Annotated in this window: 8 protein-coding genes; 3 read left to right on the top strand and 5 right to left on the bottom strand. The window is 68.7% G+C overall.

Annotation, left to right across the window (positions count from 1 at the left end; all coding sequences use genetic code 11):
- The first annotated feature begins 11 nt into the window (after positions 1-11).
- The gene (locus E4A48_RS17730; protein ID WP_142742878.1) at positions 12-2,510 is read left to right on the top strand and encodes a DEAD/DEAH box helicase; all 2,499 of its coding nucleotides are present in this window, start codon (positions 12-14) and stop codon (positions 2,508-2,510) included.
- Positions 2,480-3,622 (top strand): ribonuclease H-like domain-containing protein, encoded by a 1,143-nt coding sequence (locus E4A48_RS17725; RefSeq protein WP_409976348.1) that lies wholly within the window; start codon positions 2,480-2,482, stop codon positions 3,620-3,622. The genes E4A48_RS17730 and E4A48_RS17725 overlap by 31 nt, the downstream gene beginning before the upstream one ends.
- 185 nt (positions 3,623-3,807) lie before the next feature.
- Here E4A48_RS17725 and E4A48_RS17720 read toward each other — a convergent pair whose 3' ends face one another.
- From E4A48_RS17720 to avrBs2 (E4A48_RS17705), 4 genes are all read right to left on the bottom strand, one after another.
- Positions 3,808-5,574 (bottom strand): M56 family metallopeptidase, encoded by a 1,767-nt coding sequence (locus tag E4A48_RS17720; protein ID WP_260607989.1) that lies wholly within the window; start codon positions 5,572-5,574, stop codon positions 3,808-3,810.
- Positions 5,575-5,577: 3 nt separating this feature from the next.
- Complete coding sequence (locus tag E4A48_RS17715; protein WP_058197178.1) at positions 5,578-5,964, bottom strand: BlaI/MecI/CopY family transcriptional regulator; 387 nt, start codon at positions 5,962-5,964, stop codon at positions 5,578-5,580.
- Positions 5,965-6,291: 327 nt separating this feature from the next.
- On the bottom strand, positions 6,292-8,454 hold the full coding sequence (avrBs2, locus tag E4A48_RS17710) for a type III secretion system effector avirulence protein AvrBs2 (protein WP_185910675.1): 2,163 nt from the start codon (positions 8,452-8,454) through the stop codon (positions 6,292-6,294).
- Positions 8,455-8,719: 265 nt separating this feature from the next.
- On the bottom strand, positions 8,720-10,918 hold the full coding sequence (gene avrBs2 / locus E4A48_RS17705; protein WP_409976319.1) for a type III secretion system effector avirulence protein AvrBs2: 2,199 nt from the start codon (positions 10,916-10,918) through the stop codon (positions 8,720-8,722).
- A 115-nt stretch (positions 10,919-11,033) separates the two neighbouring features.
- On the opposite strand from avrBs2 (E4A48_RS17705), the gene E4A48_RS17700 reads away from it, so the two are divergent.
- Complete coding sequence (locus E4A48_RS17700; protein ID WP_039006514.1) at positions 11,034-11,390, top strand: hypothetical protein; 357 nt, start codon at positions 11,034-11,036, stop codon at positions 11,388-11,390.
- 91 nt (positions 11,391-11,481) lie between these two features.
- Here the strand turns inward: E4A48_RS17700 and E4A48_RS17695 are convergent, their stop codons facing one another.
- Positions 11,482-12,696, bottom strand: a complete 1,215-nt coding sequence (locus tag E4A48_RS17695) for a DNA topoisomerase IB (protein ID WP_185910674.1) — start codon at positions 12,694-12,696, stop codon at positions 11,482-11,484.
- Positions 12,697-12,742: the final 46 nt, after the last annotated feature.

Below are 12,742 nucleotides of genomic sequence, written 5' to 3'. Positions count from 1 at the left end.
GAGCCGTGCCGATGCCCGCCCACGCCCTAGCCCGCCGCACCGAGGACGCCGAGCGCGCCCTGTCGACCACCGGCGGCGAGCCCTCGCGCGACGGCGCACTGCTGACCGAGCGGCTGGAACGGCGCTACCACGACCGCATCACCGGCAGCTTCATGCTCCCCGGCCGCGCGGGCCGCTATGCGCCGATCCCGGACGACGTGCCAGCGGCACTGGTCGCGGCGCTGAAGGCGCGCGGCATCGAGCAGCTGTACAGCCATCAGGCCGAGGCATGGGACGCGGCGCAGCGCGGCGAGCACGTGGCCATCGTCACGCCCACCGCCTCGGGCAAGTCGCTGTGCTACACGCTGCCGGTGGTGGCCGCGGCGATGACCGCGCAGGCCAAGGCGCTGTACCTGTTCCCGACCAAGGCGCTGGCACAGGACCAGGTGGCCGAGCTGCTGGAACTCAACCGCGCCGGCGAGCTGGGGATGAAGGCCTTCACCTTCGACGGCGACACCCCAGGCGACGCACGCCAGGCGATCCGCCTGCACGGCGACATCGTGGTCAGCAATCCGGACATGCTGCACCAGGCGATCCTGCCGCATCACACCAAGTGGGCACAGTTCTTCGAGAACCTGCGTTATGTGGTGATCGACGAAATCCACACCTACCGCGGCGTATTCGGCAGCCACGTCACCAACGTACTGCGCCGGCTCAAGCGCATCTGCGCGTTCTACGGGGTGAACCCGCAGTTCATCCTGTGCTCGGCCACCATCGGCAATCCGCACGCGCACGCCAAAGCGCTGATCGAGCAGCGCGTGCATGCGATCACCGAATCCGGCGCGCCGTCCGGCGACAAGCACGTGCTGCTATGGAACCCGCCGGTGGTCAACGCCGACCTGGGGCTGCGCGCGTCGGCGCGCTCGCAGAGCAACCGCATCGCGCGGATCGCGATCAAAAGCGGGCTAAAGACGCTGGTGTTCGCGCAGACCCGGCTGATGGTGGAAGTACTGACCAAGTACCTGAAGGACATCTTCGACCACGACCCGCGCAAGCCGCCGCGCATCCGCGCCTACCGCGGCGGCTACCTGCCGACCGAGCGCCGCGAGGCCGAACGCGCGATGCGCGCCGGCAGCATCGACGGCATCGTCTCCACCTCGGCGCTGGAACTGGGCGTGGACATCGGCGCGCTGGACGTGGTGGTGCTCAACGGCTACCCCGGCAGCGTGGCCGCGACCTGGCAGCGCTTCGGTCGCGCCGGGCGCCGCCAGCAGCCGTCGCTGGGCGTACTGGTGGCCAGTTCGCAGCCCCTGGACCAGTACGTGGTACGGCATCCGGACTTCTTCGCCGATGCCTCGCCCGAACACGCGCGCATCGCCCCGGACCAGCCGCTGATCCTGTTCGACCACATCCGCTGCGCCGCATTCGAACTGACCTTCGTCGCCGGCGAGGCGTTCGGCCCGGTCGATCCGGCGGTGTTCCTGGAAGCGCTGGCCGAAAGCGACGTGGTGCATCAGGAAGGCGACCGCTGGGAGTGGATTGCCGACAGCTACCCGGCCAACGCGGTGAGCCTGCGTTCGGTGGCCGACGGCAATTTCGTGGTGGTGGACAAGACCGACGGCAAGCAGCAAATCATCGCCGAGGTGGACTATTCCGCCGCCGCGCTCACCCTGTACGAAGGCGCGATCCACATGGTGCAGAGCACCCCGTACCAGGTCGAGAAACTGGACTGGGAAGGGCGCAAGGCCTACGTCACCCGCACCCACGTGGACTACTACACCGACAGCATCGACTTCACCAAGCTCAAGGTGCTGGACCGCTTCGACGGCGCCGCGGCCGGGCGCGGCGACAGCCACCACGGCGAGGTGCACGTGGTGCGGCGCGTGGCCGGCTACAAGAAGATCCGCTACTACACTCACGAGAACATCGGCTACGGCCCGGTCACCCTGCCCGACCAGGAACTGCATACCACCGCGGTGTGGTGGCAACTGCCGCAGGCCACGCTGCTGAAGGCGTTCGCGGCCAAGCAGGACGCGCTGGACGGCTTCCTCGGCGCAGCCTACGCGCTGCACGTGGCGGCCACGGTGGCGGTGATGGCCGACGCGCGCGACCTGCAGAAAGCAGTGGGCGACGGCGACGGCGCCTGGTTCGCGATGGCCGACGCCAAGGGCCGCGGCCAGCTGCGCGGCGGCGACAACGGCGAGCCGGTCGGCGTGGAGCTGCAGCAGTTCGTGCCCACCGTGTACCTGTACGACAACTTCCCCGGCGGCGTGGGCCTGAGCGAACCGCTGTGGCAGCGCCAGGCCGAGCTGGTGCAGCGCGCGCGCGAACTGGTGCAGCGCTGCGACTGCGTGGCCGGCTGCCCGGCCTGTGTCGGCCCGGTGCTGGCCGCGCAGGAGGACAGTGCGACCACGCCGAAGGCACTTGCCCTGCAGGTGCTGCGCCTGTTGCTGGACGGTGGCCCGGCACTGGACGAGGAAACGACCACGATCGACAGCGAATGCGATGCGCTGCCGGAGTGGAGCGCATGAACATCAGCCTCGAACGCCTGCGCGCCCTGCGCAGGCAGGCCGGCGATCCGGGCGTGGAGACGCCACGTGCGCCCGCACCGGGCGTACGACCAGCAGGCAAGGCGATCGCAGCTGGCGCTGCCGCAGCGGCGAGCGCTCCTGCACGGGCAGCGGCACCAGCAGGCGGAGCGGCGACGCTGCGCAAGCCACCACGCGACACCGATGCGGCGCCCCTCCCGCCCGCACCACGTACACCGTTGCCGGCACGCAGCGGCCACACCGCCGTCGCCGAGGTGCCGCCGATCGCGATCGAACCATTCGACCGGCGCGGTGCCGACGTCGCCTCGCTGCGGCGCCTGCTCGGCATGCGCGAGCGCGCGGTGGCGCCGGCCGCGGCGCCGCGCAAGCCGCAGGCGGCCGACCGCCACCTGCCCGGCGTGGAGATCGCACCCGGCCTGCACCTGATCGAAGCCTTCTTGCCGCAGCCGATTCCCGCCACCGCACTATCGCTGGCCTTCGCCCGCCGCGAGGACGCGGTGCAGCCGTCGGATCTGCTGTTCTTCGACACCGAGACCACCGGACTGGCCGGCGGCACCGGCACCCGCGCCTTCATGATCGGCGCGGCCGACTGGTACCTGGATCCGCTCGCAGGCCCGGGCCTGCGCATCCGCCAACTGATGATGGCCACGATGGGTGCGGAAAAGGCCATGCTCGAAGCGTTCCGCGCATGGCTGGCGCCGACCACGGTGCTGTCCAGCTACAACGGCCGCTGCTACGACGCGCCGCTGCTGAAAACCCGCTACCGGCTGGCGCGCTGCGCCGATCCGCTGTCGGCACTGGACCACGTGGACCTGCTGCATCCCACCCGCCGCCGTTACCGCGGCACCTGGGAGAACTGCAAGCTGTCCACCATCGAACGCCAGCTGCTGCGCATCGTGCGCGAAGACGACCTGCCCGGCTCCGAAGCGCCGGCCGCATGGCTGAGCTATTTACGTGGCGGCAGCGCGCGCAACCTGCGCCGCGTCGCCGCCCACAATCACCAGGACGTGGTGACGCTGGCGCTGCTGCTGCAACGCCTGGTCGACGCCGATGCCGAAGAGCGCGAGGTGGTGCCGTTCGCGGAAGCGCCGTAGCGCAGCGTATAAAGCCCCTCTCCCGACGGGAGAGCGGTTGGGGTGAGGGTCCGGCGCGAAAGCGTCCCGCGCTTCCCTGCCCCCACTCTGTCGGCGTCCGCGGCGACGATCCGCGCGGGCGCCGCGGCGGGGAATCGCTCAGCCGTCGATCGGCGTGGCCAGCCCTTGCGCGATGGCCTGGCGGATCAACTGCTCGGCCTGCTGGCGCGCACGTACGCTGGCGTCGGCCTGCTGCTTGCCCAGTTGCGATTGCTGCAATCCGAGTTGCATCTGTTGCCTGGCCAGGTCCTGGATCTTCTTGCCAGCTCCTGCCGGCGCATCTGCTCGGCCGCGCGCTGCGCCGTCACGCGATCGATCTGCGCCTGGCTGGCGGTGCCACGACTGCCGGCGAGCGCCGCCTCGGCCTGGCGCGCAGCGCTTTCGGCCATTTGCGCGCTCAGTTCCGCCATGCGCTCGCCCAGCTCGCCCTGGCGCTCGCCGAGATCGCCTTGCTGGTCGCCCAGCTCGGCCTGTGCATCGGCCAGGTCCAGGGTCTGTGCGTGCAGCGCCTGGAAGCGCGCCAGCGCCGCCGGATCGCGGACCATGTAGCGAAGGCCGTCATGGCGGAACCACAGGATCTCGCCGTCGTCGCCGGCCAGGCGACGCGCTTCGTGCAGGTCGTCCAGCGAGGCGTCCATCAGGTTGTGCCCGTCCTGTACCAGCACGTAGGCGTCCTGGTCGCCGTGCTGCGAGAGCGAAACGCAGCCTTGGCTGAGCAGCGGCGCATCGGCTTGCAGCGACGCAACGGGAGCTGCAGGTGCGGCTGGCGGTGCCGCAGCCGCCGGCACGGCGGGTGCCGGCGGCGCCAGTACGCTCGCCAGGATCGGAACGGCCGGCGCTGGCACCGCAGGTACAGCCGGTGCAGTGGCCGGCGCCGGCTTGGCCACCAGGCGCAGCGGCATCACCCCGGCCAGCGCGATCGCGGCGGTGATCAGCCCGGCGCCCAGGCGCGAAAACGATGCGGTGCTCTGCAGCATCAGCAGCCGCCGCTTCAGGCTGACGAAGCTGGGCGAGGCGCTGGCCACACCGGCCGCCGGCCGCGGCGCCACGCCCAGCTGCAGCAGCAGCCGCGCATAGTTGTGCCGGCAGTGCCGATGCCCGGCCATCACCGCCGCATCGCAGGCGGCTTCGCGGGCCAGCGCGTATTCGCGCACCGCCAGCTGCACCAGCGGATGGAAGAAGAACAGGTGCTGCGCCAGCGCCGGCAGCAGGCCCCACCACAGGTCGCGGCACTGCAAGTGCACCAGTTCGTGGGTCAATGCCATATCCAGATCGTCGGCGTGCATCGCCGCCAGGCGCCGCGCCGGCAGCAGCAGCACCGGCCACCACGGCCCGATCAGCTGCGGCGAATCGATCTGTGTGGACAGCCGCAGTTGCGGTGGCTGGCGCAGGCCGTGCGCTGCGGCGGCCAGGCACAAGGCGCCGAGCAAGGCGGCGTCGCTGCACGGCGTACTGGCCTGCACCAGGCGCCGGCTGGCGCGGTAAGCATGGCCGCTGCGCAGCGCACCGAGCAGCACGCCCGCCAGCCACAGCGCGGCCAGCACCTGCGCCCAGGGTAGCGGCGCGGCGGCAGACGCGGCCTGCGACGCGGTGAGATGCGGCGAAGCGGGCGACGTTGCGCTCGTCGCCGCCGGGTTCTGCCGCGCCGCGGCCGGCAATGCCGTCGCGGCGAGCGCGGCCGGCGCCGGCACGGCCGGCAGCACCGGCAGGTGCACGGCGCCGGCCCACACCAGGCCGAGCATGGTCTGCGCGCCGACCAGCCACCACAAGCGGCAACGCGCGGCCGCCGGCAGGCTCGGCAGCCAGCGGCACAGCGCCCAGATTGCCGCGACCAGCACCGCGGCCTGCACGCTGGTCGCCAGCAGCCGCGACAGCAGGACCTCGAACAAGCGCGTGCCGAAGATCGTGTCCATGCCTCAGTCGTCCCGCCGCTGCGATTGCAGTTTGGCCACCAATGCTTCGAGTTCGGCCAGCTCGTCGTCGCTGACCTCGGCGCGCTGCGACATCCACGCCACGAACGGCGACACCGAGCCTTGCAGGGTCTTCTCGACGAAGCTGCCGACCGCGCTGCGCACCACGTCGTCCTGCCCGGCGGTGGCGGTGTAGCGGTACACGCCTTGCACCTGGCGCCGGCGCAGATAGGCCTTGGCGCGCAGCCGCTCCATCATCGTCAGCACGGTGGAGCGGGCCAGCCCGCGGGTCTCGCCGAAGCCGGCGGCGACCTCGCCGACGCTGGCCTCGCCCTGTTCGCCAATGTACTGCAGCAGGGCCAGTTCCTGATCCCCGATCGATTTGCGTCGCATCCGCCCACCCCAGTGACTACACGTGTCGCCAAACGCATCCGTGGCGACACGTGTAGTCAATAGGCCGTCGGTCATTGCCTTGCCAGCGCGACAGGAATGCAAGTGTGGGCCGGGAGGCCCCCGTCTGGCAAAGCCCGCGGCCACCCCGGTGAAGCCCGGCAGCGGTCTCTTCATGACGCAAACAGCTGCCGCCGACTGGCGCGATCGGCGCAAGCGAACGTGCCGCCTGCGCCAGCCCGGCGCCTGCGGCAACCCGCAGATCGCCGCGTTGCCGCCATCGCGCGGTACAGACGATCCGCTCGTCCGCACCGCGGCGGCAGCGCGGCGCTACTCCTTCGGCTCGGTCTGCTTGGCCTGCTCGTTGAGATAATGGCTCACCGGCGCGCCACGATAGCGGTCGGTCAACAGGCCCAGCGCTTCGGCTTGCTTGTCGATGGCCTGCCGCGCCGCAGGCGGCAGTTTCAGGGATGCACCTTGATCCAGCCTTGCCCCGTCGCGTACCGCCTGAATATGCACCTCATCGGGTGGCTGCTTGGCCGCGACGAATTGCTTTTTCCGCAGGGCGGCAATCTCGGCATCGCGGTTTTTGTCGATCTGCGTATCCGGCGGCACGTCCAACTCCATTCCGGTATGTCCATGTGACAACCTGCGGTTCTCGCGCAGGGCCAGGAACTCTTCGTCGGGCTGATCGGTCAGTACACTTTCGCCGCGATCGCGAAACGCGCCGGTGGTCCCGCGCTCTTCCTCGAATTTCACCTTCGGCAATGGATTGATCTCACCGAAGATGCCCCAGGTGAAGTATTCCCGGCTGCCGTCCGACTTCGGCAACGAGAAATCCTCGTAGCGGTAGACGACGCCCAAGGCGGCCTTGTCCATGCCGGAGCCGGGCTGCCGCACGCGCGCGCGCGCCATCTGCATGGCCTTGCCCGCGTCGGTATCGGGATTGGAGACCATCGCCTCGACGATGACAGGATGCATCTGGCTCCAGCTTTTCAGCCAGCCGGTGGCGGTGTCGGCCAACCCTTCCGCCCCGGTTCCGCCGCCAGGGAAAAACTTGCGGACTTGCGGTTCCTCAATCGGCCCCTGGTCCAGGACCGGCACCACGTTGATCTTGCCCAGATCGCGGCGCAGTTTCAGACGCCGCGGCTCGTCCTGCGAATGCTCGGGATTGATCTGCAGGCGTTTGCACATGTTGGAGAAGAACTGATCGAACCCGCCCTTGTAGAACGCAGAATTCACCTTTATGGCGGCGATACCGCCCAGTTTCGGCTGTTTCATCAACAACAGCGCAACGTCCTCGGGGGTCTGCTCCTTGCAATCCAGCACGATCGACATGCCGGGCTTGGTCGTGCGCACGTGATTCAGCATCTGCTCGATGCTGGCCAGACGCTGATCGGTGCGCACGAAATTGCCGTCCACGGGATTGCGGATCACCAATGGCTGGTCGCGCAACTGGGAGAACGGCGTCTGTGCGACCAGGCGGTCCTCCGGATCGTCCAGGATCCGCCCTACGGTAAAGTCGTGCATCATCATCGGCACCCCGTCGGCAGTCACTTGGACATCCAGTTCAAGGGTGCGATATCCCTCATCGTAGGCGCGATCGAGCGCGGCGATCGAGTTTTCCGGGATCCCCTTGTGGAAGTCGTAGAGCCCGCGATGCACCATGACGTCCTTTCCGAGCGCCTTGGTGCTGTCTGCCTGGAGGTAGTTCTCGTGGACCAGCTCCTTGCGCTGCGCGCGCAGCGTCTCGCCCTTGCCTTCCAACAGGCGATGATCGTTGGCTTTGAAGAAGCCCACGGCGCCCTGCTGCGCGGGGATCTCATGGCCTTTATAGCGCGGGACTTTCTGCAATTGCCGGCGTGACGTCCTGGATTGCGCGGCAGGCTGGAGCCAGTCGGGATTTTTCAGGCCCTGCGCGGGCAGATCCAGCGCCTTGCCCAGCGCAGCGGTCGCCTCGTCACTGAGGCGGTCACCTGGAACGAAGGCGCGCTGCAGGTCGAACACGATGCGCTGACCCTGCTCATCCACCAGCAGCGGCTCCGTCTTGCGGCCCGCGCCCTGGCCGGACAGGCTTTTTGCCATCGCGCGAAAAGCGGGCGGATCCAGATAGACCGGGGTCAATGTGCCGGCGGCGAACTGCGCCGCGACACTGCCCGGTTTCAGTGCCACCCCGGCGTCGGCGCTCAGTGTTCCCAGTCTGGTCTGCAACGCGTGCACGGTGACCTGCCGGGCGTCTATTTCGGCCCGGCGGTCCTTGGAGAAATCCCCATCCAGGGCCACCAGCGGCGCTGGGGCGCGCTTGCCGCCGGCATCCGGCAGCGGCACCAGCGGCGGGGCGCCGGCGTTGGGCAGGCGCGGCCGTGACCGTCCCGCCAGCCCGGAAGGCGCGGCGGCCATCGGCGTGGACACCGTCGCGGTATCGACGAAAGGAGCCTCGGCGGTTTTCACCGCAGTTGTTGATGCAGCAGCAGGGGGGTACGAAACGCGCATGGCAAACTCACAAAACGACGGGCCGCTAATACACCGCATGCAATATGACAATTCACGGCAGAGGCGAAGCCGCGCGTACCATCCACGAAGCGAGCTTGCAGCACCGCGTCCAGCGGGCTTCATGCCGCGCCAACATCCGCCGCGACACGCTTGCGTCATCCTCAAAGCGATGTGCCGCCTGCGGCAGCCCGCAAATCGCCGCGTTGCAGCCGCCATCGCGCGGTACAGACGATTCACTCGCCTGCACCGCGGCGGCGGCGCGGCGCTATTCCTCCGGCTCGGTCTGCTTGGCCTGCTCGTTGAGATAATGGCTCACCGGCGCGCCACGATAGCGGTCGGTCAACAGGCCCAGCGCTTCGGCCTGCTTGTCGATGGCCTGCCGTGCCGCCGGCGGCAGCTGCAGGGACGCACCTTGATCCAGCCTCGCCCCATCGCGCGCCGCCTGGATATGCACCTCATCGAGTGGCTGCTTGGCCTCCATGAACTGCTTGCGACGTTCCTGGACAATGTCAGCATCGCGATTGCGATCGAGCGGAGCGTCAGGTGGCACGTCCAACTCCAGCCCGGTATGCCCGCGCGGCAACGTGCGGTTCTCGCGCAGCGCCAGCACTTCTTCGTCCGGCTGGTCGGTGAGCACGCTTTCGCCACGCTCGCGAAACGCGCCGGCGGTGCCGCGCTGCGGCTCGAAGCCGCTGCTGGGAACCGGATTGATCTCGCCGAAGACGCCCCAGGTGTAGTAGTCGCGTTGGCCGCCAGAACGCGGGATCGAGAAATCCTCGTAGCGGTATGCGGAGCTGAAGGCCGCTTTTTCGTAGCCTGAACCTGGCTGCCGCAGGCGTTCCTGCGTCAGTTGCATGGCCTTGCCGGCGTCGCTGTCGGGATCGACGATCATCATCTCGGCAATGATCGGACGCATGTTGTTCCAGCTCTGCATCCAGTGGGTGGCGGTATCGGCCAGCCCTGTCGTGTCCTCGGCAGCGGGGAACAACGCGCGCAACTGGGTGTCCTTGAGCGTGTCCTCGATCAGCAGCGGCACCACTTTGATCTGGCTCAGATCGCGTCGCAGCTTGTCGCGGCGCGGCTGATCTTGGGAATGCAGCGGATTGATCTGCAGCTTCTCGCACAGATTGGAGAAGAATTCGTCGAAACCGCCCTTGTAGGCGACGGAATACAGCTTGAGCGCGGTGATCGGGCGCAGTTGCGGGCGCCGGATCAGCATCAGCGCCACGTTCTCGGCGATGTGTTCCTTGCAATCCAGCACCACCGACATGCCGGGCTTGGTGCGCAATACGTTGTCCAACATCGGTTCGATGCCGGCGATGCGTTGGTTGGTACTGACGAAATTGCCGTCCATCGGATTGCGGATGACCAGGCGCTTGTCCTGCAATTCGGCATATTTCACCTGCGTGGCCAGGCGATTTTCGGAGTCGTCCGTGGTGCGCCCGATCGCGAAATCGTGCAACAGCACCGGCACGCCTTCGGCGCTCACCTGCACATCCAGTTCGAGGGTGCGATAGCCCTCGGCGTAAGCGTGCTCGATCGCGGCGAGTGAATTTTCCGGGATGCCGGCATGGGTGTCGAACAAGCCGCGATGCACCATCACGTCCTTGCCCAGCGCCTTGGTGCTTTCTGCCTGGACATAGTTCGCATGCACGAACTCGGGCAGTTGCTTGCGCACCACCTCGCGCTTGTCGCCCAGCAGGCGATGGTCGTTGGGCTTGTAGAAACCGGCACCGCCGTTCTGTGCGGGGATCTCATGGCCTTTATAGCGCGGGACTTTCTGCAATTGCCGGCGTGACGTCCTGGATTGCGCGGCAGGCTGGAGCCAGTCGGGATTTTTCAGGCCCTGCGCGGGCAGATCCAGCGCCTTGCCCAGCGCAGCGGTCGCCTCATCACTGAGGCGGTCACCTGGAACGAAGGCGCGCTGCAGGTCGAACACGATGCGCTGACCCTGCTCATCCACCAGCAGCGGCTCCGTCTTGCGGCCCGCGCCCTGGCCGGACAGGCTTTTTGCCATCGCACGAAAAGCGGGCGGATCCAGATAGACCGGGGTCAATGTGCCGGCGGCGAACTGCGCCGCGACACTGCCCGGTTTCAGTGCCACCCCGGCGTCGGCGCTCAGTGTTCCCAGCCTGGTCTGCAACGCGTGCACGGTGACCTGCCGGGCGTCTATTTCGGCCCGGCGGTCCTTGGAGAAATCCCCATCCAGGGCCACCAGCGGCGCTAGGGCGCGCTTGCCGCCGGCATCCGGCAGCGGCACCAGCGGCGGGGCGCCGGCGTTGGGCAGGCGCGGCCGTGGCCGTCCCGCCAGCCCGGAAGGCGCGGCGGCCATCGGCGTGGACACCGTCGCGGTATCGACGAAAGGAGCCTCGGCGGTTTTCACCGCAGTTGTTGGTGCAGCAGCAGGGGGGTACGAAACGCGCATGGCAACCTCACAGAACGACGGGCCGCTAATACACCGCATGCAATATGACAATTCGCGACAGAGGCGAAGCCGCGCGTACCATCTGCGAAGCGGGCTTCATGCCGCGCCAACATCCGCCGCGACACGCTTGCGTCATTCTCAACAGGAACCGTCCATGATCCGCCATCCGCTCGCCCCCGCCGTCGCGCTCGCCGCCAGCCTGCTGCTAGGCGCCTGCAGCACCACCCAGGTCGCCAACGTGCAGCCGATCGACGGCGTCATCTCCGGCCAGTGCCACGTCGACAAGGTCCGCGGCGCGGTCGGCCTGGCCGCCGCGCAGACCACCGTGGAACGCGCCCGCGTCGACAGCGACAGCCTGAAGGTGCAGGTGGTGAACAGCAGCGTCGGCCACAGCGGCGCCACCTCCAGCGGCGTGGACAGCGCGTCCCGCGGCGCCGGCGAGAACGGCGGTGAGCGCCTGACCATCGAGGTCGGTCCGTACAACAACATCACCACGCTGTATTGCGGTTGATGGCGCGCACCGCCGGCTGAGCGGCTGACGCGGCGCGGTGTTTCGCCGCGTAGCGACGTGACGTCATGGCGCCGCCGCGCCAGCGCTCCGATCAGCCGGCACGGCCGCGTGGACGCGCGGCGTTCTTGGCCGCGCTGCCGCCAGCCCGACGCGGGGCGATGGACTTCGCCGGCTTGGCGTCGGCCGCTTTGGAACCCGCTTTCTTGGCCCCGACCGTCTTGGCCGCCTTGCGGGTCGCGGCGCGCGCTTGCGCCAGGTAGTTCAGCGTGACCAAATCCCACTGCCGCTCGCCGCGCACGCGCTCGCACAGGCCGTGCAGTTCGCCACCGCGCCAGCCGTCGAACACGCACGGGTCGATATAGGCCTTTCGGCACACCGCCGGGGTATTGCCCAGCGCGTCGGCCACCTCGCGGATCACCGCGTTCTGGGCCAGCTTCAGCGCGCGCTCGCTGCTAGGTTCGGGCAAGGGCAGCTGCGCCAGCCTTTGCAGCGCGGCGCGGGTGCCGCCCCAGGTGCGGAAGTCCTTGGCGGTGAAGCTCTCACCCATCGCCTCGCGCAGGTAATCGTTGACCTCGCCCGAGTCCACCGGCTGCAGCTGGCCGTCGTCGTCGCGGTACTGAAACAGCGCCTGCCCGGGCAATTGCTGGCAGCCGCGGATCAGCTTGACCAGATGCGCGTCGTCGACCTCGATGTCGTGCTCTTGCCCGCCCTTGCCGCGGAACTTCAGCCGCGCGCGGCCGACGTTGACGAATTCCAGGTGCCGGTTGCGCAGCGTGGTGAGGCCATAGGAGCGGTTACTGCGCGCGTATTCGGCATTGCCCACGCGCACCAGAGTCTCGGCCATCAGCGCCACCACCATCGCCAGCACCTTGTCGCGCGGGTAGCCGGGCAGCGCAAGGTCGCGGCGCAGGCGCCGGCGCAAGCGCGGCAAGGCCTGGCCGAAGGCGATGATCCGCTCGAACTTGCCGTCGCCGCGCAGCTGCGCCCAGTCGGTGTGGTAGCGATACTGCTTGCGCCGCCGCGCGTCGCGGCCGGTGGCCTGTACATGGCCGTTGGGCTTGGTGCAGATCCATACCTCGGTATAGGCAGGCGGGATCGCCAGCTGGCGGATGCGCTGCAGGGTCTGCGCATCGCGCACCGGGCGGCCGTCGGGAAGGCGGTAGCCGAAGCCGGTGCCAGCGCGGCGGCGAGCGATGCCGGGCTCTTCGTCGCTGACATAGACCAGGCCTGCGCTGCGGGCGGCCTGCCTGGGCTGCAGCGCGCGGGCCGCCTCGGTGGCGGCAGTGGTGCGGGACGCGTTGGACATCGGGACCCCAGCGGGTGAGGAGCCGGGATTGTCGGCAGTGCACCGC

The sequence above is a fragment of the Xanthomonas translucens pv. cerealis genome, from assembly GCF_006838285.1.
GTDB lineage: Bacteria > Pseudomonadota > Gammaproteobacteria > Xanthomonadales > Xanthomonadaceae > Xanthomonas_A > Xanthomonas_A cerealis.
This window is presented reverse-complemented; position numbering and strand designations above follow the sequence as displayed.